The sequence below is a fragment of the Psychroflexus gondwanensis ACAM 44 genome (genome assembly GCF_000355905.1).
Classification (GTDB): Bacteria; Bacteroidota; Bacteroidia; order Flavobacteriales; family Flavobacteriaceae; genus Psychroflexus; species Psychroflexus gondwanensis.
Map to the genome: position 1 here is coordinate 18,040 of NZ_APLF01000019.1, position 22,849 is coordinate 40,888.

General features: G+C 33.6%; 20 protein-coding genes and 1 pseudogene. 7 read left to right on the forward strand and 14 right to left on the reverse strand.

What is annotated here, in order from left to right:
• The 3 genes from PGOND44_RS13565 to PGOND44_RS13575 all read right to left on the reverse strand — a co-directional run bounded on the left by PGOND44_RS13565 (position 1) and on the right by PGOND44_RS13575 (position 1,362).
• Positions 1 to 393, reverse strand: a complete 393-nt coding sequence (locus PGOND44_RS13565) for a group III truncated hemoglobin (protein WP_003443908.1) — start codon at positions 391 to 393, stop codon at positions 1 to 3.
• Positions 393 to 677, reverse strand: a complete 285-nt coding sequence (locus PGOND44_RS13570) for a hypothetical protein (RefSeq protein ID WP_003443911.1) — start codon at positions 675 to 677, stop codon at positions 393 to 395. Before PGOND44_RS13570 ends, PGOND44_RS13565 begins: the two co-directional genes overlap by 1 nt.
• 88 nt (positions 678 to 765) lie before the next feature.
• Positions 766 to 1,362, reverse strand: coding sequence for a Crp/Fnr family transcriptional regulator (locus PGOND44_RS13575; protein ID WP_003443914.1), 597 nt, complete (start codon positions 1,360 to 1,362; stop codon positions 766 to 768).
• A 134-nt stretch (positions 1,363 to 1,496) separates the two neighbouring features.
• Between PGOND44_RS13575 and PGOND44_RS13580 the strand changes: the two genes are divergently transcribed.
• From PGOND44_RS13580 to PGOND44_RS13600, 5 genes are all read left to right on the forward strand, one after another.
• Positions 1,497 to 1,880, forward strand: a complete 384-nt coding sequence (locus tag PGOND44_RS13580; protein ID WP_003443916.1) for a hypothetical protein — start codon at positions 1,497 to 1,499, stop codon at positions 1,878 to 1,880.
• A gap of 49 nt (positions 1,881 to 1,929) precedes the next feature.
• The gene (locus tag PGOND44_RS13585) at positions 1,930 to 4,227 is read left to right on the forward strand and encodes a TonB-dependent receptor domain-containing protein (RefSeq protein ID WP_003443919.1); all 2,298 of its coding nucleotides are present in this window, start codon (positions 1,930 to 1,932) and stop codon (positions 4,225 to 4,227) included.
• A 431-nt stretch (positions 4,228 to 4,658) separates the two neighbouring features.
• A complete protein-coding gene (locus PGOND44_RS13590; RefSeq protein WP_040556188.1) occupies positions 4,659 to 5,987 on the forward strand; it encodes a TolC family protein in 1,329 nt (442 codons plus the stop codon).
• Positions 5,977 to 7,044: an efflux RND transporter periplasmic adaptor subunit gene (locus PGOND44_RS13595; RefSeq protein ID WP_003443926.1), complete on the forward strand. Its 1,068-nt coding sequence runs from the start codon at positions 5,977 to 5,979 to the stop codon at positions 7,042 to 7,044. Before PGOND44_RS13590 ends, PGOND44_RS13595 begins: the two co-directional genes overlap by 11 nt.
• A 5-nt stretch (positions 7,045 to 7,049) precedes the next feature.
• Positions 7,050 to 10,280: an efflux RND transporter permease subunit gene (locus PGOND44_RS13600; RefSeq protein WP_003443928.1), complete on the forward strand. Its 3,231-nt coding sequence runs from the start codon at positions 7,050 to 7,052 to the stop codon at positions 10,278 to 10,280.
• Between the two features lie 437 nt (positions 10,281 to 10,717).
• On the opposite strand, the gene PGOND44_RS13605 is transcribed toward PGOND44_RS13600, so the two are convergent.
• Positions 10,718 to 11,335, reverse strand: a complete 618-nt coding sequence (locus tag PGOND44_RS13605) for a TlpA family protein disulfide reductase (protein WP_003443931.1) — start codon at positions 11,333 to 11,335, stop codon at positions 10,718 to 10,720.
• Positions 11,336 to 12,309: 974 nt separating this feature from the next.
• Here PGOND44_RS13605 and PGOND44_RS13610 point away from each other — a divergent pair.
• The gene (locus PGOND44_RS13610; RefSeq protein ID WP_040556190.1) at positions 12,310 to 12,696 is read left to right on the forward strand and encodes a transposase; all 387 of its coding nucleotides are present in this window, start codon (positions 12,310 to 12,312) and stop codon (positions 12,694 to 12,696) included.
• A gap of 54 nt (positions 12,697 to 12,750) precedes the next feature.
• Here PGOND44_RS13610 and PGOND44_RS13615 read toward each other — a convergent pair whose 3' ends face one another.
• Positions 12,751 to 13,197 (reverse strand): GNAT family N-acetyltransferase, encoded by a 447-nt coding sequence (locus PGOND44_RS13615; RefSeq protein WP_003443936.1) that lies wholly within the window; start codon positions 13,195 to 13,197, stop codon positions 12,751 to 12,753.
• A 154-nt stretch (positions 13,198 to 13,351) separates the two neighbouring features.
• Between PGOND44_RS13615 and PGOND44_RS15950 the strand changes: the two are divergent.
• Positions 13,352 to 13,573: pseudogene (locus PGOND44_RS15950) on the forward strand (IS110 family transposase); the annotation flags it as partial.
• 130 nt (positions 13,574 to 13,703) lie between these two features.
• On the opposite strand, the gene PGOND44_RS13620 reads toward PGOND44_RS15950, so the two are convergent.
• The 9 genes from PGOND44_RS13620 to PGOND44_RS13660 all read right to left on the reverse strand — a co-directional run bounded on the left by PGOND44_RS13620 (position 13,704) and on the right by PGOND44_RS13660 (position 22,466).
• Positions 13,704 to 14,267: a hypothetical protein gene (locus PGOND44_RS13620; RefSeq protein ID WP_003443941.1), complete on the reverse strand. Its 564-nt coding sequence runs from the start codon at positions 14,265 to 14,267 to the stop codon at positions 13,704 to 13,706.
• 185 nt (positions 14,268 to 14,452) lie between these two features.
• Positions 14,453 to 17,125: a carboxypeptidase-like regulatory domain-containing protein gene (locus PGOND44_RS13625; RefSeq protein WP_003443944.1), complete on the reverse strand. Its 2,673-nt coding sequence runs from the start codon at positions 17,123 to 17,125 to the stop codon at positions 14,453 to 14,455.
• Positions 17,107 to 17,883 carry a GLPGLI family protein gene (locus PGOND44_RS15050; RefSeq protein WP_003443948.1) on the reverse strand — a complete coding sequence of 259 codons (777 nt, stop codon included), beginning with the start codon at positions 17,881 to 17,883 and terminating at the stop codon, positions 17,107 to 17,109. Before PGOND44_RS15050 ends, PGOND44_RS13625 begins: the two co-directional genes overlap by 19 nt.
• A gap of 58 nt (positions 17,884 to 17,941) precedes the next feature.
• Positions 17,942 to 18,220, reverse strand: coding sequence for a hypothetical protein (locus PGOND44_RS13635; protein WP_003443951.1), 279 nt, complete (start codon positions 18,218 to 18,220; stop codon positions 17,942 to 17,944).
• A 605-nt stretch (positions 18,221 to 18,825) separates the two neighbouring features.
• Complete coding sequence (locus PGOND44_RS13640) at positions 18,826 to 19,326, reverse strand: hypothetical protein (RefSeq protein ID WP_003443953.1); 501 nt, start codon at positions 19,324 to 19,326, stop codon at positions 18,826 to 18,828.
• A gap of 190 nt (positions 19,327 to 19,516) precedes the next feature.
• The gene (locus PGOND44_RS13645) at positions 19,517 to 20,764 is read right to left on the reverse strand and encodes a DUF2254 domain-containing protein (RefSeq protein ID WP_003443956.1); all 1,248 of its coding nucleotides are present in this window, start codon (positions 20,762 to 20,764) and stop codon (positions 19,517 to 19,519) included.
• A gap of 484 nt (positions 20,765 to 21,248) precedes the next feature.
• A complete protein-coding gene (locus tag PGOND44_RS13650; RefSeq protein ID WP_003443960.1) occupies positions 21,249 to 21,716 on the reverse strand; it encodes a hypothetical protein in 468 nt (155 codons plus the stop codon).
• A gap of 92 nt (positions 21,717 to 21,808) precedes the next feature.
• On the reverse strand, positions 21,809 to 22,117 hold the full coding sequence (locus PGOND44_RS13655) for a hypothetical protein (RefSeq protein WP_003443963.1): 309 nt from the start codon (positions 22,115 to 22,117) through the stop codon (positions 21,809 to 21,811).
• A 139-nt stretch (positions 22,118 to 22,256) separates the two neighbouring features.
• Positions 22,257 to 22,466 (reverse strand): hypothetical protein, encoded by a 210-nt coding sequence (locus PGOND44_RS13660; RefSeq protein WP_003443965.1) that lies wholly within the window; start codon positions 22,464 to 22,466, stop codon positions 22,257 to 22,259.
• Between the last annotated feature and the right edge of the window lie 383 nt (positions 22,467 to 22,849).

Sequence of the window (22,849 nt, forward strand, 5' to 3'; positions counted from 1 at the left end):
TTAACTTATAGTATTTCTATCCATATAAATATTCATAAAAATATGTGAAGCCATTTTTCTAGCATTGTTCTTTGCTCGATCGGCTAATTCACCTTCAAAGTATTGATCTATAGTTTCGAACCAAAGATTTAACCAAATACCGAAATGTTTTTGCTCAATACTTCCATTAAAGTGTTTGTCTACACGTTGGTGTGCCAATTTGGGATTTCCCTTATATTTTTGTTTAAAAAACAAATTCGTTTCCCAGAAATCGGTTAACTTTTCTAGATGTTCATCCCAATCTGAAATGCTTTCATTAAAAAAATGACCTATATCTTTATTCTGACGAATTTTTTCATAAAAATGATTTACTAATTTGGATACGTCTTCCCTTGTTTTTAAGTCGTGTTTCATTAGAAAAAAATATAATAAGCAATTGTAAATAGGCTTGATAAAACACTAATTACCTGAATAAGAAAGGCCATCTTTGGTTTAAAACCAACTAAAACAGCTGCATTATAAATCATACAAATAATTACAATCCAACTCAGGTGAACAACATGGAATAGTGTGTTTCCATCAGCTAAAATCATCATTGCGGCAATAGAGCCCAAGCAACTTGAAGCGATAATACCCAATACAGAATTAGCCATGTAATACTTTGTAAAATCATCGGTTAAACTCTTAACTAGATCCATTGTCTTGTATTTTTAAGTTATCCAAAAATACAAGTATGTATGACCACTGTTTATGATTTGAATCAAGTCGGAATTATTTCAACTCATCTTACCTCAAAATCTTTCGTTTTTTAATTTGAATTTCACCTTTTTTTTCCAAGGCCTTACAGGCACGAATAACAGTTTCTACGCGCAATCCAGTGAGATCGGCAATCTGCTGGCGAGTAAAATCGACTTCTAAAACATCCTCAGGATCTAGTTTATGGATATGCGTTTTGGTATAATCCAGCAACCTTACAATGCGATGCTCGGGATCTTGTGAGGAAATCTCAGAAGCCATAATGGCTTTGTAGTACAAGCGGGACGCCAATACTTCAGAAATTTTAAAATGCGCTTCTGGGTGTTTTTTTAGCAAATCAAAAAAATCATCTTTTGGCAAACGAAAAATCTCTACGTCTGTAATAGTTTCTGCTCCTGCTGGATAGCCTACATCGGCAAATAAAGGCGGTTCACCAAAACTTTGATCTGGATAAAAAATCCCTTGTATAAATTCTTTGCCATCTCTATTAAAGTTATTCATCTTCACTTCACCCGTTTTGATTTGATAATAAAACTGAGCTTTACTTCCGTAATCGAAAATAATATTACCTCTTTCAATTTCGAGAATTTCTGCCTTAAATTGGATCAATAATTTGGGATCTATCATAAAACTAATTTATAAACTTAAAGATGTGGATTTTTCTGAAAACTAAATGTCTTAGAATCAGAATTTTTTATAAATCTATCGGTAATGTGATTTAAGTCACAATTCAAAGCCAGCATTCTCATTACTTTTGTAAAGTGAAAAATATCAAACTCAAGATAGCTCTTACCTTAAGCCTCGTGGTGCTTTTATTCACCGTAAAGTCTGCGTTTTGGCTATCGTATTATATTGTTTTCACCGATAATTTTGTAGAGAATTATTGTGAAAATACGGATCGCCCTGAGCTGGAATGTGATGGGAAATGCTTTTTGAGTGATGTCCTCGATAACAAACAAACCGACACTCCAAAAAATGCTTCTATTTTTCTTGAAAGCAAACTTATTTTCACAACTCTATGTTCTGAAACTAATACTTTTACAAGTTTTTCTATCACCGAGGTAGAACACTCTTTTTTGTATACCTCGCACTATAAATTCCAACTCTTAAACAGAAGTTTTAAGCCACCTATACGTTCCGTTTAACTCCAATTTTATTTAAAACAAATTAGTTAGACTTTTAAAAGGCTTAAACATGAAAATTATTTTAAGCGCCTTCATCTATTTGTTTAGTTCTATGATGCTTATAGCTCAAACTAAATCTATAGAGGTTAAAGACGCACAAACCAAAGAAACCCTTACTGGGGTTTACGCTATCGATCAAAACAACAACAAGAATTATCATATTACCAACAACCAAATCTTACAATTAAAAATCGGTGAAACTTATAAGATTAGTCACATTGGCTATAGTTTTAAAATTTTAAGAGTTGAAACTACAACGCCAGATATCCTGTATTTGGAAGCTGAAAATACAGAGCTAGCAGAAGTTTTGGTCACAGGTAGAGTTTTTGAAGATCCAGTGATGAACATCACTACACCAGACTTAAGTGAAAGAGTGACTCAGCCTAAAAATGTAGCAGACTTGTTTAGAGACATCAATGGATTTGGACTCATCAAACGCGGGAATTACGCTATTGATCCCTCTTTCCGTGCTTCACAATATGAGCAATTGAATATTCAATATGACGGAGGAACCAAAGTTATGCATGCGTGTCCAAACCGGATGGATCCTATCACCACCCACGTCATGCCAGAGGATATTGCAAAAATTGAAGTTGTTCGCGGACCCTATACCATGCGTTATGGAGCTACTTTTGGAGGACTTATCAATATGGTGTCCAAACGACCAGAACTAGGAAACTATGGCTTTTCTGGAAGTGCTTCAACTGGATATGAAACCAATGGAAATTCATTGGTGAATATGGTTCGGCTTCAGTATGCCGAAGACAAGTTTGATGTTGTTGGGATGTATGGCTATCGTGATTTTGGTAATTATGAAGACGGTGCTGGAAGAGAAATTCCATCATCGTTTAGAAGTATAGATTATAGCCTGCGTATGGGTTATAATTTCACTAGTCTTGAGCGTTTACAATTGCATTGGAGACAATCTTTTGGTAGAGATGTGCTTCATGCCTCTTTACCAATGGATTCAGATTATGATGATTCTTCCATGCTATCTCTGGATTATTACAAGAAAAGACCCGGGAAGACCTTGCAGAAAATTCAAGCTAAAGCCTATTTTTCTTATGTAGATCATCTCATGAGTAACAGCAGAAGAAGCAATTTCGAAACAGTGGAAGCTGTCTCTCCTGTTGAAGCGACAACAGCTGGTGGTCGATTTGAACTAGAATGGAAACTTGCTGAGTTCTGGACGCTTTTTACTGGAACCGATGCGCTTTTAATAAGTAGAGACGGTGTGAGAAATCGCTTAATAAAACAAAATATGATGGGAATGCCCCTCGATCCACCTCTGCAGCTTACCGACAAAATTTGGCAAGATTCGTTTATCAACGACTATGGCCTTTTTGCAGAGTCACGCTACAGAATCAATAGTTCTACGGTAATAAATGCAGGTGTTCGATATGATATGGTCAACTCAGACATTCAGGATCCCGAAGCAGATTTCCTAGCTTACTATCCAGGTTTGGGAAGCAGAACCGAGCATAATTTTAGTGCTACGGTATCGCTCAAAAAATTACTAGATGCCGATAATCAATTAGAATTTGCCTTTGGGCGTGGTGTGCGCTCTGCGAATATGATTGAGCGATTCATCAATCATTTTCAAGTTGGCCAAGATCCGTTTGAATACATTGGTAACCCTAACTTGGACGCAGAAGTCAACAATCAATTTGAAGTTGCGTACACCGGGAAAAAAGAAATAGATGGATTCATCGATAAGTTAAATTGGGGAGCTTCTGTCTATTTCTCTCATTTCGAAAATTACATCGTAGCCATCATCGATCCTACCAAAACGAGAAAATTTATGCCCAACCAAGAACCTATCCATCCAAAAGTATTCAGAAATCTAGATGATGCTTACAAAACAGGATTTGAAGCTAGCTTGGGCGTTAATTTCTTAACCCATTTTCAGTTGGATGCTGATTTGGCTTACGTGTATACCCGCAACGAAGATTTAAGCGAGTCTTTGCCCCTTACTCCTCCCCTTCGCAGTAAAATAAGTTTGCAGTACAGCAAGAACAAGTTTTGGGCAGCAACCGACTTAAGGATGGTCAGCCAACAAGATGAGCTGGCTACATCGTTTGGCGAAAATGAAGCTACACCTGGTTACGAATTGGTCGATTTTCGATTGGGTTACGAAATTTTCCCTGGGCTAGACTTAGGAGCAGCGGTTTTAAATGCTTTTGACCAGCAGTATTACGATCACCTAAATTTTGCCTTTAGAAACCAAGCCAATGCCAACTTAAGCGGACTGGAACGCCTTACCGATCCTGGTCAAAATTTTACAGTTTTCGTTAAATATGGATTTTAATTAGGTATTGGGCGTTTCAACGCGCTGTCCGTTTCTAGTCCGCAAGCCAAAAGCTAGAGATTCTAAGGCTGTAAAGGAGCTTCTAAGGTCGCTCTCCACAGCCAAGACTCTCTGGCTTTTGGCTTTTACGGGCTATCCACTTCCATCACGAACGCATATTACCAATTTCACTTCAAATGTGGCAAATCATCTTTTTTTTTATTGAAGCTTCAGTACTCATTTTTCAAAAAAAAAGCTAAGCATTCCAAGATGACTATTGGAATGCTTAGCTTTTTTTGGATCCCGGAAGAAAAAAATAATTCAGAGTTTTTTCGACATTTGGGAGGCAAATTGGTGTGAAACCAAAATTTTATAACCAAGCTTTATAGAACATTTGTTACATTCAGTGCACCTCTTAATTCCTAATTTTGCAATTATAAATTCAAAATAAAATGAAGGCATACCTAATGATAATTCCAGTTATAGCTTTTCTATTTAATTTTGGGCAACTTCAGGCCCAAGAAGAAATGGAGTTTACTCTTGAAGAACTCAAGAGCCAAGTGCTTCAAAATAATAGATCACTTCAAATTAATGAAAGTGAATTTAGAAAAGCAAGAGCCCGCTATAGGCAAACCAATGCTGCGTTTTTACCTCAGCTTAGTGTTTCGCATAATTTTTATAGAACCAATAATCCCGTCCAAGCATTTGGAACATTATTGAACCAAGGAATTTTTACAGAGCAAGATTTTCAAATCGATAATTTGAACAATCCAAGTGCCATTTCCAATTTTACCACTGCTTTAAGCATTCAACAACCTCTTATCAATATTGAAAAGTGGGCTCAACGTTCTGCACTAAACGCTCAAAAAGAAGCACAACAACTTCAAAATAAATTTGAAGAAAAAGCGCTTTTAGTTGAAGTGGAAAAACTTTATATGCAACTTCAGCTCGCTTATAAAGGGGTTGAAGTACTAGAGCAAACTAGAAAAATTGCCGAGCAAAATTTTGAAAGTATTCAAAATTTTTATGACGAAGGTCTATTGATCATGCCAGATTTACTAAGTGCAGAAGTAAGGTTAAATGAAGTTGAAAACGAATACATCGCGGCTTACAATCAACTCCAAAATCTTTCAGACTATCTTCTGTTTTTAATGAACAGAGATGCTAATACTGTGGTAAAACCAGTTTCAAAACTTGGGCTTAATATTGTGGAGACTATGGACGCAAGTCAAATAGAAACAAGAGAAGACATTTTAGCAGTCGATTTGCAAACCAAGGCCCAATCCAAAATGCAAACTGCAGCCAAACATTCCTTTTTGCCAACGCTTAACGCTTTTGGAAACCTACAATGGTTTTCAGATGAAGCCTTTACAACCAACACAAGAAACTTTTTTGTAGGTGCTTCACTTAACTGGAATATTTTTGAAGGTGGTAAAAATATTGCAAAACTTCAAGAAGAAAATGCAAGTTTAGATCAAGCCAAACTAGAAGCTTCTAGGTATGCCTCCAATTCCAATATGGAGTTGGAAAAAGCAAAACGCCAATTTCGCGAGGCAGAGCAAAAACTTAATAGAAATAGACTATCCCTGAAGCAAGCAGAAAAAGCATACCAAATCAGGAAAGATAGATTTGGAGAAGGTCTTGAGCGCACTACAGATTTGCTGCGGGCAGAACAACTACAATCTTCTATGCGACTGGCTTACAACCAATCCATATTCGAGTTTAACTACGCTCAGTTATACATTCAATTTTTAGCAAACACCTATACTTATGAAAAATAAATTACTGCCTATATTTTTTTCTGTGTTCTTATTAAGCATTTTGAGCTGCGGAGAAAAAACCGAAGATGAAAAGCCTGAGCAGATATCTGTCGATGTTAAAATCGAGTATCCTACCACCAGTTTACCTCAGCTTTTAAGCTATAAGGGGAAAATTCAGTCTTCAAAATCGATAGATATTCAATCTAGAGGATCAAGTTACGTGGATAAAATCCTTGTAGATGTAGGCGATGCTGTTCATGAAAACCAGTTGCTGGTTAAATTAAACAGCGATGACCTCATGTCGAAACAAAATCAGCTTACTGCCAAACTCGACGAGGTAAGTGCCACTTTAGAAAACACCGAAAAGGATTATAAACGATACAAAAGTTTAAGAGAAAAAAATAGTGTTTCAGAAAAAGAGCTGGAGTCTATCTCCTTAAAATATAACTCTGTAAAAAGTCAAAAAGCAGGAGTAGAAAGTCAGTTGAAAGAAATACAATCAGAATTAAAATATTTCAATATCAAGGCCCCATTTGAGGGTGTAATTACTTCAAAAATGGCTCAAGAGGGAGATTTAGCAAACCCCCGATTTTCGATTCTACAAATGGAAGTTGAGAATGCATTTGAATTTCACTTTTCAGTTTCAGAACGAGCTATTTCTTCATTAAGAAAAGGACAACTGGCCACCGTTGTAGTGTCGACAGATGGTCAAAAAATCGATGCCCAAATATCAGAATTGAGCTTATCGTCTTCAGAAACAGGAGGACAATATGTTGTGAAAGCAAAATTACTAACCGAAAATGATGTCCAGCTTTTTTCTGGACAACAAGGAGAAATACAACTTATTACGGATTCTTTGGATCAAGGAATTTTTGTTCCCAAATCAGCACTTATCGATCGAGGCGGTTTACAGGGTCTATACGTAGTTAGCCCAGAAAATAAAGCGATGCTGAGATGGGTGGAGACTGGGGTAAACTACGATGAATATATAGAGATTCTTTCTGGTCTAAGCAGCGATGAGTCCGTTGTAACTTCTGCAGACTCCAAACTTTATAACGGTATAACCGTGAAATACTAGATCTTATGAAAAATGGTATTGCTGGTAAACTAGCCAACGCATTTATGACTTCCAAAATTACAGTCTTACTTATGGTTGTATTTATGGCCGTGGGAATTTATGCTGCTTTATTGATTCCACGAGAAGAAGAACCACAAATAAACGTGCCTATGGCCGATATATTTGTTGGCTATCCTGGTGCGAGTCCTAAAGAAATTGAATCTAAAGTTATTATTCCTTTGGAGCGTGTTATCTCTAATATTGATGGTATTGAATATGTTTACACCACCTCTATGCAGGGACAAGGAATGCTCATAGCGCAATTCTATGTGGGTGAAGATATAGAAAGGTCTTACGTAAAACTTCATGATGAAATTATGCGCCATATGGATGAAATTCCTGAGGGCGTTACTCAGCCACTTATCAAAACAAGATCTATAGACGATGTGCCAGTCGTTGGCCTTACGCTTTTTAGCGAAAAGTACGATGACTTCCGCCTCAAACAAATCGCCAATGAACTGATTTTGGAGATTGAAAAGGTAGAGAATGTCGCTTCTAGTGAAGTCATTGGAGGCAGAAGTAGAGAGTTGAAAATTAATTTTGATCATCAAAAAGCAGCTTCCTATAATTTAGATATTTTGAGTGTTACCAAGATGATACAGGCTAACCACTCCAAGTCCAAAAGTGGAACTATACAGACCAAAGACGAAAACATCCTCATCACCACTGGAAAATTCATCGAAACTGAAAGAGACCTAAAGCAAATAGTTGTTGGCACTTCTGGAAACAGACCCGTATATCTGCATCAAATAGCAAATGTGGAAGAAGGTGCAGAAAAACCTAAGAACTATGTGGAGTTTGGCTTCGGTGCTGCAAGTGCAGAACAGGCAAAAATGCCTTCCTCCTATTCTGCCGTTACCCTATCTATTGCAAAAAGAAAGGGCGCTGATGCCATGCAAGTTGCCGACCAGATTTTGGCTCAACAAGAACGCTGGGAACAATATATAATCCCAGAAGGTGTGGAACTCGAGGTGACTCGTAATTATGGAGAAACAGCATCACAGAAGGTATCCGACTTACTTTTCAATTTACTAAGTGCAATCATTGCTGTAACCTTAGTTGTTATGTTATCTATGGGATGGCGCGGCGGACTTGTTGTGTTTATTTCTGTTCCTGTTACGTTCGCTTTAACAATGCTTAGTTACTATTTATTTGGTTACACGCTAAATAGAATCACGCTTTTTGCACTCATTTTTATTACCGGGATTGTAGTCGATGATTCTATCATCATTACAGAAAATATACACCGGCATTTCAAAATGAAGAAACGATCCTTAAGGAACGCCGCCATTTATGCTATAAATGAAGTAGGTAATCCTACTATTTTAGCTGCCTTTATTGTTATTGCTTCTGTACTTCCCATGGCTTTTGTAAGTGGCCTTATGGGTCCTTACATGAGTCCAATGCCCATTGGTGCATCTATTACTATGATTCTTTCTCTATTTATAGCGCTTACCATTGTGCCTTACTTGGCCTTTTATTTTTTGAAAGGTGAAGGCAAACAAGACGATGGCGAAGAGGATGATGAAAAAGCTATTAAGAAAGCCGACAAACTCGGTGATGAAAAATTAAAATCGACCCGAATTTATAAAATTTATGAAAAAGTACAGAGACCACTTCTAGAGAGTTCTAAGAAACGTTGGCTTTTCATTGGAAGTACATTTGTATTGCTTATCGCTTCTGTACTTTTATTCTTAAATGAATCTGTTTTGGTAAAAATGCTTCCCTTCGATAACAAAAATGAATTTCAAATTGTTATTGATATGCCAGAAGGTACTACACTGGAGCGCACGCAAGCCGTCACATTAGAAATTGCAGAGTACGTAAAAGACCGAGAGGAAGTGGTTAATTATCAAACCTACGTTGGTGCTGCTTCTCCCATCACCTTTAATGGGCTTGTAAGACATTACGATCTTAGAGATGGTGATCATCTAGCAGACATTCAGGTAAATATTACCAATAAGAGCGAACGAAGTGAACAAAGCCACGATATCGCAAAATCGTTTAGGAAAGAGGTAAAAGCCATTGGTGATCGCTATGGCGCAGCTATCAAAATTGTGGAAGTCCCCCCGGGGCCACCAGTGCTATCAACAATTGTTGCAGAAATTTACGGACCAGATTACGAAGAGCAAATCAAAATTGCACAAAAGGTAAAGGATATTTTACACGAGACCCAAGATGTGGTCGACATCGACTGGCGTGTAGAAGCCGACCAAAAGGAGATTGAATTTAAAGTTGACACCGAGCGAGCCAACCTAGAAGGCATAAGCACTCAGCAAATTGTTGAAACCATGCGGTTGAGTCTCGGGAATACTTCCATTGGTAAGGCTTACAGAGAAAATGAACCTGAACAAGTTAGCATAACCTACTATACACCAAACTCAGAAAAGTCCAGTACCAAGGATCTTTTAAAATTAAAAGTAAAGTCTCAGCAAGGACATACCGTAAACATCGGCGACCTAGTAAATCTGGTAGAACAACCTATTGAAAAAAGCATCTACAGAAAAAATAAGCGCCGTGTAGTATATGTCACAGCAGAAATGGCTGGAGAACTAGAAAGTCCCGTTTACGCCATATTGGGTATGGAAAAGTATCTTAAAGACATACACTTACCAGAAGGCTACTCTATAGAAGAATTGTACACAGATATTCCTGTTGATACAGAAGATTACTCTGTAAAATGGGATGGTGAATGGCAAATTACATTGGAAGTATTCCAAGATCTTGGTATTGCTTTCTTAGTGGTTATTTTTATCATTTACATGCTAATCGTTGGCTGGTTTCAAAGCTTCCGTTCCCCAATTGTGATGATGATTGCTATTCCGCTTTCATTAATAGGAATTATTTTAGCACATTGGCTGTTCGATGCATTTTTTACAGCAACTTCTTTTATTGGAATGATTGCTCTAGCAGGAATTATGGTTAGAAATTCCGTTTTGCTTATCGATTTCATAGAAATCCGCCTCAACGAAGGTATTGCCTTTAAGCAAGCCATCATTGAAGCAGGTGCCGTAAGAACCACACCCATTTTACTCACAGCAGGAACCGTGGTCATAGGAGCAGTCGCCATACTTTTCGATCCTATTTTTCAAGGTCTTGCCCTGTCTTTGATGGGTGGAACAATTGTTTCAACATTCCTAACCCTTATTTTGGTTCCTCTTGTCTTTTATATAGTGATGAAAAATAAGTATAAATAATAGAGCGTTTCAACGTGCTGTCCGTTTCTAGTCCGCAAGCTAAAAGCTGGATATTCTAGGGCTGTAAAGGAGCTTCTAAGGTCGCTCTCCACAGCCAAGACTCTCTGGCTTTTGGCTATTACGGGCTATCCACTTCCATCACGAACGCAGAGAACTTTGAGATAGAACTAATAGTTTGGGTTTATTAAACACCATTTATATATCGGTTGTTAATGAGAAAAATTAAAAAAACAAATAGCCTACTAGTCACTAAAGTGAAGAAGAAAGGATGACACTTCTAAATCTAAGAAACCATCACCAAAACCAACTCATCCCAATAGGATCATCGACGAAAGATCGATACAGACATTCCCAAAGGATCGGGGCATTAAGGTGAGGTTACCGAAAATTCGGCATAAGCTATACCGACAACAACAATCATAAATTATTGTAGCAAGTTATTTTATCAACTTGTTTAATAAACTATCTATCTCTTTTTCGTTCTTTTCGCTATATCCAACCTTTGAATACACAATTTTTCCTTTAGTATCTATGATGTAGAAAGTAGGATAGGCTCTAACTTTATATTCTTTAGTGACTTTATGATCCACGAAAATTGTTGGATAACTCATTTTATTTATCTCGATAAAGTCATTCAGCTTTTCTTTATTCTTTTCTTTATTGTCAAATGGATTTAACCCAAGAATTATTAAATCTTTTGCAGAATATTTAGTCCTCAATTCATTTAGCGATGCTATTGCTTTTATGCAAGGAAAACAGTCCTTGTACCAAAAGTCTAAAATGACATATTTTCCGTTATAATCTTGTAATGTAATTGAGTCGTTTTCTTTAAATATTAATCCTTTAAATTTTGGCGCCTTCAAACCAATAGCCAATGGTTGCATTTCTTTAGGATTAGGTTCTTTATAATCTTCAATTTCATAGTCCTTAGCTAAGCTATCAAACTCCAATTTTAATACTTTATCATTCACTTTATTAAATTTCTCATTTGAAAAATGCCATTCATTATATTGCCATTCGTTTTGAAATTTTACCGAATAAGTGATATCTTTCAAATAGTTATCATGATTAAAATAAAATATCTTTTTCTGTTTTTCAATTGGTAATTCGTCTTCAAATGCAACTTCTATTGTATTGAGATTCTTTTTACCTATTATGGTGTCATTTAACTTTGCGACAATAGTTGAATCTTTTAGATATTTCGAAAGCCTGTTAGGTTTAAGAAAATAAGAGTTTAAAACTCCGCTTACCGTATTACCTCTAATTGCCCAATCTTGTCCTTTTTTCGGAAAGAATTTTGTTATTTTTTTGCTGTTATGATTAATGATATAGATGTTCTCTAAATCATAATATCTGTCGATACTATCATTTTTAATCCAAAAACTACCACCGAATATAGTATCGGACTTATGTTTGAATAGTAATTCAATGTATCCTCATCAGAACTGAAATATTCATTTTGTAATGAACATCATATTGCCAAGATTCAGAGTTTGATATTCGATTTTCAAATTCAGATATAATCGAATTCGCTGTGTTTTCTTTCTGACAACTAACTATAGTAAGACATATAGCTAAAATGTAAAATATAGTTTTCATAAATTATTGGATGGAAGTTTTTGTCAAATTATGCACAGAACCAATGTAAATCCTATTCAAATATTCGGTATAGGATATATATCTATTTAGGAAGTTGTTTTATTTTTATCTAAACTAACACTTTCACACATGTTATCCAAGGGACATTTTATTAACCACTAAAAATGCTGCATTCAAGATTTTAAAGTAACGGATGTTTGCCAAGACTACTTGTTTACCTTTTTCCTTACAAGGCAAACGCAGGTTCTCGTTATCTTCACAACCATAATTATTTTCAGGGCCACTATTTATTTTAGTAAATAAATAGTGGAATAAAAGAGCTCCCTATTTGGAAAGAGATTTAAAACAAGTTCAAAGGAGATAAAAACCTTGGAAGACAAACTATTAATAGTAGCCAAAAAAAAGATCAAGACGTTTTACACGCCTAAAAATGACACTAGAGATTGGGAATAAAAAAGCTATAATGTTGGTTGTCTTGTCAGTTGGCTTTATCCGTTTTACAAGTGGAAGTGAGTTCAATAGTTATGCAGGTCTAACACCAGTCATTAGGCAAAGTGGTAGCAGTTTAAAAGGACGAAGCCGCATCAGTCAAATAGGAAATCAAAAATTGGGTGATTTATTATTTATGTGCAGTTTTAATGCCTGTAAATATACCAAGGCTTGCAGAAATCTTTATGAAAGAATAGTAGCCAAAGGAAAGAGTAAAAAACTAGCATTAATTGCGGTCTGCAATAAGCTTTTGAAACAAGCCTTTGCAATTGCTAAATCAGGTTTGATCTACGATGCTAGCTATCGAAGTACTTTAGTGAGAAATTAATGACTTTTTACTTGTTTTTTAACACAGTACTTTGTTGTGCGTTCGTTTTTTCTGTTATAAAACTTTTGCAAAACAAAGACTGTCAGGAATATCCATTAGTTTGCCATATTTTTCAATTGGAAAGTATCCATTTCTTTGATATAGTTTACTTGCTTCAGGCTGTTTTGAACCTGTAAAGAGTATACATTTAATACTTTCTAATTCTCTAGACCAGTCTTCTAATTCAAAGAGAATTTTTTCTCCGATTCTTTGCCCTCTAACTTCGGGAGAAACATACATCCGTTTAATTTCCATTAAATTGAAATCATAAATTGAAATAGCTCCACAACCAATAGATTTCCCTTCTTTTATAGCCAAAACGACATATTTCAAATCGGTAATAGAATTAAATTGAGATAGAGAATGAGTATTCCCATCTCTTTTTGCAAGATCTGAATTCAATAATTGCACAAGCTTTTTAAATTCTAGATTTTCTGAATTGGTTCTGATTATTTCAATCATATTTTTAAAATTCTGACTAACGTTAAATTTAGTTGATTTTTATGTCGTAACCCTTTATTTATTAGCCTTTTTAATATTTTTATATTAGATTTCTTTTTAAAAAAGTTTAAAAAATTGACGTTGACTAGAGAAATTAATCTGGATTTTCCGTCTTGTGGGGAATAAAAAACTGCGAAATCTGCTGTTTTTATGTTCTTTCAATGCCTGTAAGCACAACAAAGCGTGTCGGGAACTTTATGAGCGCATAGTAAACAAAGGAAAAAGCAAAAAACTAGCCTTAATTGCCGTAGCCAACAAGTTACTCAAGCAATGTTTTGCTATCGCAAAATCAGGTAGACCTTATGATGAAAGTTATGTTTCTGTGTTGCCTAAATAAATAGCGAAAAATCAATTAAAAAAGCTCAAGGAATCAGTTATATGAATCCATGAGCCTAGACTACTAGTGTTTTAAATTAAAGTAGAAAAGAGTTGTTTTTTACCTCAGTTCTTTGTTGTGAGCCGTTTTTCTATATTTCCATTATTAATTTATCAAATATTTCGAAATGGTGTTTTTCAGTTCTCATTTCGATTTTTAGTTTGTCATCCCGATGCTCAATTTTATAAATTTCTCCAGATAAAAATAGGCTTTTTAATATACTGGTCAATTTAAAAATTAGTGATGATTTAGCATTTTTGATTTCCAATACATATTTGTCAGATAAGTCCAAATCAGATAAAGATTTATTTACAATTTTTCTGAAAAAATCTGTTGATGATTTTCTCCTGATTTCAAATTCTGAATTATGAGTTCCCTTTCTTTCAGTTTCCCATTCGGCAAGAACTAATAAATTCTGACATTTAGATGAAAGCAATAAATTCCCTGAAGTGAATGTTGACTTCTTATACATCAAAGTCCAATTTTTTGGTGAATTAATCTTTCCGAAAATCAGATAAGACCAAGCGTTATAATTGCCTTTCACTTTACCATTTTTGTTCGCAATATAATTTTCAAAATCCGAGCAAAAGTTTTTATTTATTAAATAAAATGGCGATGAGAGTTCATTAGAAGCTGCATTTGGTTTTATTTTCATATGAATTTCTCGGTTTTTTGGTCAAATGGCTCACAACGTTTATGTATAAGATTAGTTGCGTGGGTTGGTACGAACCTTTGCAAATATAAAACTAACTTAAAACAATGCATAAATTTTCCAAATAGGCGTAAACAAGCAATTAATTTTATACGGTGTTGGTAGCCGTTTTTTATTCAGTTCCAATGTTAAAATCTGTATTCCAATTTTAAAAGCATAAATCTTGGCAGCAATCTATATTCGGTTGTCGATGTGCCGATGTCGCTGTTTGAAAAATTTCGAAACTTTTCAGTATTGAACAGGTTTTTACCAGTAAGTCCGAAAGTCAGTTTATTTTCAATGAGCTTGTATCTCGCATCAAAGTCCAAAAAGTAATAGGTATTGTCACTTTGCAAATTCCCAAAAAAATAATGTTCCGACTGCAATTGAACATCAAACTTTTTATTAAACACAAATGATAAATCTAAAAAACTTACATTATCTGTAAACGAATTATTAATTGTGGTTTTTATTTCTGCTATTGTCCATTTTGCCCCAATATGGTAGTTGAAAACACCTTTAAAGCCTGAACGCAATTCTAAACCATAACTGTAATTATTAGACGTTACTTTTCTTAAATTGGAATTGTTTACAATGTTCTTAAAATCACTTTTGGTATATCCTAAATCCAGTTTTAGGTTAGAAGAAATAAATTTAAAATAATAGTCAAGTTTAGAATTAATGGTTATAAATTCTCGGTCTTTTATTAGTATTTTTGCTGATTGTGTAAAGTTTTGGTTTAGAGCTGTATTTGTTGAAAAAAAATCGTGATTTTTGTTATAAAGTATAAATGTATTTGCAAAAAAACGGTTGCTCCAATTACCAAGTTGATAATTAAGTACGAAGCCCGAAGCATCTAATTGATTGAAATTTGCTGTTCCTTTTGAAAAGGAACGAAAACTGGTTAATACAAAATCACTAAAAACATCTAAAATCTTTGCATTTGTTGTGTTATAAAAATAGGAAGATGTAATATTGTTACTATCATTAATTTTCCAATCGAAACCTAAACTAGGGTTAATGAAAAACGGATTTTGGCTTGATGAGTTTCCATTATTATCCAAACGATTAAAAAGTTGATGAAAATCTAATTTTCCAATAACTCCAAAATCTGCAATTTTTAAATAATATTTGCTTTTAAAATATAAATCGTTCACTTTGTAATTGGTTTGATTTTGAAAGCCATTTGGCTTTTCAATAATCGAATTGTCTTCTAAAAGTGAAAATATGGTTGATAGTTTATCTTTTCTGAATTCGTTGCCGATTTGTAGTTCCAATAAATTTCCATTTTCTTTTCGGTTTAATAAATGTGCATTTATTCCAGCAAACTGCATTTGATTGATGTTTTGTTGCGAAACATTATTGATATTACTGAAACTGGGGAATAAATCTTGATAAAAAAACTGATTAATAGTGTAGTTCTGCGGTGTTTTTTCATCGATAAAACGTCCTGTAAGTAAAAAAACTTTTTTCTCTCTAAATTTATTAGTGTAGCTCACTTTTTGGTCAAAAAGAGTATTTTCATGTTGTAAATTCTCAATAGTAGAATTCCCGTTAAATATTAAATTAGAACTATCGTTAAAATTGCCATTATTATATTTGGTCGTTAATTCAAGCATTTGGGTTTTTGATATGTTATTTGTAATATCTAATTTGCCGAATGCTATTTTATTTTTATTGCGTAGTTTGTAATTTTCTGTATTTGTAAAATTTGCGTTATTAACATTTACAACATCAATGCTATTTCTAAAAAAGTTAGTTTGATCCCAATTAAAAAAACCAAGTGTTTTTATTTTTAACTTTTCCGTTGGGTTAAAAATGGCATTTAGTGATACTAATTCTGCATTATTGAAATTTGTTCTGTTTTGCTTAAAGTTTAAATTTTTTTGCGTAAAATTGATTAAAGAATTTACACTTTGGTTATCGCCAATACTTGCAGGTTCATCATTACGCTGTGGTCTAATTAGATAATTAATACTACCAATAACATCATTTCCGATATTGTTTAAATTTACTAGGAAATAATACTTATTACTCTTTCCAAAATTCATTAGATTACCTTTAGCTTGGTAAAAAGTATCATTTCCTAAACTGGCTTCAACATTGCCAAACCAAATACGTTTGGATTTTTCGTCTAGTTTGAGATTCAAGGCAACTTTATTGCTTTTTTCTATGTTTTTTAATAATCTATTATTGGAATAGTTCAATAACACCTCTACCTCTTTAACAGGATAAGCAGGCATGTTCTTGGACAGAATTTTATATCCTTTTTCAAAAAAATCATCACCATCTACCATTAATTTTTCAATTTCTTGATTGCCTATTTTTATGATGCCTTCACTATCAATTTGTAGACCGGGAATTTTTTTCAGTAAATCCTCTACTGTTTGTTCGTTTCCTTGGGTAAAATATTTCGCAATAAAACTTATAGTATCTTTTTTTTGTGTAGTTGGTTTAGTTGCTTGAACAATTATCTCATTTAATTTTAATGATTTTTCACTCAAGGTGATATTTTTTATAATTTTTTGTTTAGTTCCATTTAAAAATAAATCAACCTTAAATTTTTTATATCCTAATGATGAAAATTCTAAAAATAAATTACCTTTTGATTTGGTACTGATTTCATATTCTCCATAATCATTCGTAAAGCAGTAATTAATTATTGAGTCATTTGCTTTGCCTTTTAATACAACGTTGACCGAATTCAGGGTATTGTTATATTTGTTAGAAACAATACCCGATATTTCTGTTTGTGAAAACGAGAGCTTACAAACGAATAATACGATGATAAAATAATGTAATTTCAATTTTCTTGCTCCCATTCATATTTCATTTCAATTTTTGATGTTCTATCTTTATTTATTTTCATATTACCTACTCTACTATCCCTAGGCATACTTGCCATAATTTTTTTTAACTCTTCTTCTTCTTCTTTGTCTTTGAGCGATACAGATTCTTCTAAACTAATAGTTTTGAAGTGATTTGAGGACAATTCAAAAATATTAGAATATTCTTCTTTATTTTTGTATTGTAGGCTAATTGCTGTAAACTCTACTTGTCCTAAATCATCCGATATTTTTAGAATTAACCCAGGAAGTCCTTGAAGTTTCCAAGGTCCAAAACGTACGGGAATACCCGAAGTATACCAAACCGAATAAGTTCTACCTCTAAAATGTCCTTTGGCTTTATTACACAAAAAACCTAGGATTAAATCAGTCTCTTTGAAAGATAAATCCCATTTAATTTTTGGTAATTTTTCTTTTATTAAATAAAGATCGTTATTAAATAATTCTTCTTTGTATAATTGTTTTTTACTTAAATCCACAAAATATTTTTTTTCTTTTTTTTCATTTTTCTCGTCATTTTTTATTTTAACATCAATTGGCATATTTGTTACGTGATATTTACCCTCTATAAAACATGACTGATTTTTATTAAAATATAATTGAGATATATTTTGTGATGGTAATCCAAGCTTTAAGCTAGTTTGGTACTCCACAATAGTAATTATTGAGTCATTTTGAGCATTAATATTTATTGTGATAAATAAAATAAGTATTAAAGTATTTAATTTTTTCATTTTGAATTTTTTAAATTAGAGTATGGTCAATATTTGGATTTTGACCATACTCTTGTGATTATAAATTTGTCATATGGAAAACAACACCGTTACAATCTTCATGTGTGTCAGGTGCAGTAATTGTGAAGCTACCCATTAATGAACCATCTGCTCTGTAAACATAATGATGTATGCTACAAGTGCCATCGGCATTTTTGATTTCAACAATGTAAGTTGTTGTCAATTTTTCAACTAATTTGGTTATTGTAGTTGATTCAATAGATGGTTTTGCATCCACATTTGCAAAAGCAAAAGTTCCCATTAGCATAAAAGCTAAAGTAAAAAATAAATTTTTCATCGTTATTTGTTTTTAACGGTTAGTTTGCCAAACTATACATCTTTTAGGTCTTCGTAATTCGACAAGCGGATTATTCCGCACTTTTTTAGACCTTTGGTTTACAATTTAACACTTTTCAAGAGTCAATTTACATTTTTTTCTTTCATTTCCGTAAGTCGGATGGTCATGTAATTGCTCTGTCGTTTGTGTTCAAATGGCTACCAACATCCGTATAAACCCTATTCAACTCTTCAGCATAGGGTATATATGTATTTAGAACGTTGTTTTATTTTCATCTAAACTAGCACTTTCATACCTATTATCCAATGGCCTGATGGTTTAATGCCGCTTTCTTTACAATGTTAAAAACAGGCTGACCACAACATAGCTAGGGGTCTAGACTACTTAAATTTGTATACACTTAGTATGATGATGATATAAAAAAAAAGAAATACTTATGCTTAACTCGAAAACCATCCCCAAAAATCAACACACCCCCTAGGATCATCGTCAAACAATCGATTCATTCAAGCCAGGAGGATCGGAGCATTCTTGTTGGGTTACCAAGAATATGGCACAAGCTTTACTGGCAACACGAATGCTTCTTAGTTATTATGGTTAATATTTTATTTTATTAATCTATTTATTTTATTCTCAATCTCGAACACCTTTTTTTCAAGCTCAATAGGAATAAGCTCATTCAATTTACTCATATATTTTACTTCTTCAAATGCCTTCTCATAATCGGCTTTATTACCAATTTTTTCATCAATTCTATGCTGGTTTAATTTGCTCATAGATAGCTTTAATTTATTTACAAATTCTTCATTTAATATATGAGAGATTACAATGACGTCTTTGATGTTTTTTGAAAAATGATTAGCAAGCAGACCGACATGTTCCATTGAGCTTAATTCATGAACTTCACTTTCTCGATTTGATATTTCAAACTTATACCTTTCTAGCTTTTGCCTTCGGTTTTCGAATAGGTCTATTTTAGTTTTCTTTAGTTCTATTTTGTTTTGTCTTGAGGAAATTTTTTGATTAAAATTAATATTTATAATTCCAATAATAAGTGAGGCCATCGAGGCAATAATTACGACTAAAATTTCAGATTCTATTTCCATTATTTTTCTTATTGAATTCAGGGAAGTAAGTTATATTAACCAAACTTTGATGTGTATGAACCGTGGTGGGATTACGAAGCGATTTCCTATAAGGTTACACCTGCTTTTTTTTTACAAGCCACAAACCTTCAAAAACCTCTGAAATCCAAATACAATATACCATGTGTTGTGTATCTGTCTTCTATTTACTTCATAAGCATTGCTTTTCTAAAATATCCAGGTCATGTTTCAATTTTATCACCAATTCGGCTCTATTGAAAGCATACTTTGAATATTGAATTGCGGCTGCTTTAATTTCAGTATGATTTATGGTGTATAATGAATTAAATGCTTTTTGCAATCGTAACATTACTTCTATATTTTCGGCACCATCCCTAGAAATTGGTCTAAATACATCATCAAAAAAATCTTCCATCGAGATTTGTGGAACTTCTATACAATCATAAAGTACATTAGTTTCTGTGCTATTTTCAGTCTCAGCATTCCATAAAAAAAGGAGTCGCTCTAGGCTACCAATAATTTGTATGGCCGTTCCGGGATCATTAGTACCAATAGATAATGCTCGACTGGCAATTTCTGTTAATGTAATTAACCCAAATCGAGGGTCTTCGTCAAATAATCTTGTATGACCAATGTGAATAGCACTATTGACCTTTTGAGTCACTTTACTCATATCTGCATCATGTCCAATGCGGACGAAAGCAATTTCAAAATTTTCATGAATAAACTTACCAGGAAGACAATTAAGCCTAATTTTCAATTCCATCTCTTTAGCCATTTCCTGTAAAGCATCCATATTTATATGTTGAACATATCCAGTTGAATCACCAAGAACTGATTGTCCATCTGGGAATACTCCAGTTATGGGAAGAGCATTGAGCAAAGGATTTTTAATGTAGCTGGACAAAGATTTCGTGGCAACTGCTTCTACCTGCATGATGGTATGCTCCAATCTTCCTAATCTCGAAATATTGTCTACCCATTTTAAAAAGGTTAGAATGACTAAGGCAAAGAATATGAGAGTGATCAAGAAGAGAATAAATTTCCCCGCCTGATTATAATAACCATTATCCATGGCAACTGTAGCCACAATGCTAAATATAAATGCTCCTATAAATGTAGAAAGAGCGTTTTGCGACACATCGTCTGTGATTACAATTTTAAATGACCTTGGAGTTGCTGTTCTACCTGCAGCAGAGTAAGCTGAAATCATCGATCCAACTGCAAATATTGAGATGACCAACATGCTAGCTGATAGAATGTCCAAAAGTCCTTCAATCGATTCTATTTTTATAATTGGAACAACATCATTAAGTCTGGTCCCATCGGCTTGATGGGCAATCAGTGCGGCTACCACTGAGAATAAACAAAATACAAAAGGTCTAAACCATAAATGCTCACGAAGCCTATTGAAATATATGATGATCTTTTTTTTCATAGTATTCTTAGTTGAGTTTATAGGCGGTCACAACAGTTTTTATAGATGGTTCATAACCATCCATATAACCCTATTCAAATCTTCAGTATAGGTATATATCTATTTAGAACGTAGTTTTATTTTTATCTAAACTAACACTTTCAAACATTTTATCCAAGAAATTTTAATTAACCACTAAAAATGCTGTAGTCGAGATTCTAAAGTAACGGAGGTTTGCCAGCACTACTCGCTTATTTTTTCCTTGTATCACAAACGCAGGTTTTCGTTATTTTCATTTCCACAATTATTTTCAAGGGCATTATTTATTTTCATAAAGGTATTTCCCCATTTGGATAGCAGTTTAAAAACGACCTTCTCCTCTTGTAAGGTGTATACCTAATCGTCGAATTCCCCCTTACCAGCAATCCCAGATCAGTCAACAAATCATATAGCGATGGCCTATTGGAACGCCATATGCTTAGTTATTGCCAAACGTTTTTCCTTTTTAAATCGCTAATATTTCAGAAATCATTGTCTTATATTCTTGAATATTTCTTTCATATTTTTTCTGAACTCTAATCCATAATATAACTCCAACTGCTAAAATTGTTGTTGCAATTATATACATTGAAGCACCGCTAATTTTACCTGAGATTACAGCAATTAAAAAACCTAATCCCACCGACATATCTGTAAATATTACTAATTTCCACAAAAAGTGTTGATTAAAAGAAATTTCTACATCGGTCTCCTTTTCAATATCTGTTTTTGATAATTTTCCATTTACAACAATGCTGTTTAAATAGAACAAGTACCATGCATATAGAATCCGTTTACGCATTTTAAATGTTATTGAATTATTTTTATCGTGATTCATATTAAACACTAATCCGTTAACAGATTCAAGTGCGGACTCAATATTCTTACTAATCTCTTTAGGACTACTTTCTACTTTAAAATTCCATTTTTTCATAATATCGTTTTCAATGTTTGGTAACGACCCGGCTAAAAATCGTCGCTATCCCGCAGGGTAGCTATGATTTTTTAGCCATTGTTGGCGGGTCGTTATTTCTTTATTTCGTTAATATTAAATCCATCTAAATATGATACTTTCCACTTGGACTCTACTTTTATCACTTTGAATTTATAGTTATAATCTTTCCAACTTTGATGCGTATCTTGATTTAATCCGCCCCATTTCCATATATATTCATTTCCATTAATTTGTTCAATTTCTACTGATTTCCAATCCATATTATCTTGGCATGAACACCAAGGATTCACATCACTTACGAAATTAAATGGAGGCATATCTCCAACAAGCCAAGGACCATATTCAAATTCATTAGCTTTTAGTTTTCTGTCAAGTGTCAAAATTATTTGATTGTAGTTCTCATTAAATTCTTCAGCGAAAAAGTTGGTATTTTTTAGCTTACTAAGGTTTTGCTTTAGTGCGTCAAAGTCGAATCCAATATAAATGCTGTCGTTTCTGTCAGCAACAACAGGAAGTAAATCAATTGAATTTTTTGAGTCTGCCCATTTTAGTACTTCTTATTAAATTCAGGATTTCAGTTTTGTCTTCTGGTTTTTCATTCATTGAAGTTTTAACCATACCTGTAGGTGTTTCAATTTTATTTTCCGTAACAGTTGTCGATTGAGGACTTTGATTACAACTGCATAAAATCAGTCCAAATACTATTGTTAAATATCCATGTACTTTCATTCTTTGTTCGTCTTTTTTCAATGCCCGCCAACATCCGTATAACCCTATTCAAATCTTCAGTATAAGGTATAGATCTATTTAGGACGTTGTTTTATTATCAACTAAATTAACACTTTCAAACATTTTATCCAAGGAACTTTTAATTAACCACTAAAAATGCTGCATCCAAGATTCTAAGGCGACGAAGGTTTACCATTGCAAAATATGGTAGACCTTATGATGAAAGTTACGTTTCTGTGTTGCCTAAATAAATAGAGAAAAATCAATTTAAAAAGCTCAAAGAATCAGCTTTGTGAATCCATGAGCCTAGACTAATAGTGTTTCAAATTAAAGTATAAAAGAGTTATTTTTTATCTAAGTTCTTTGTTAACTTTAGTTTTTTT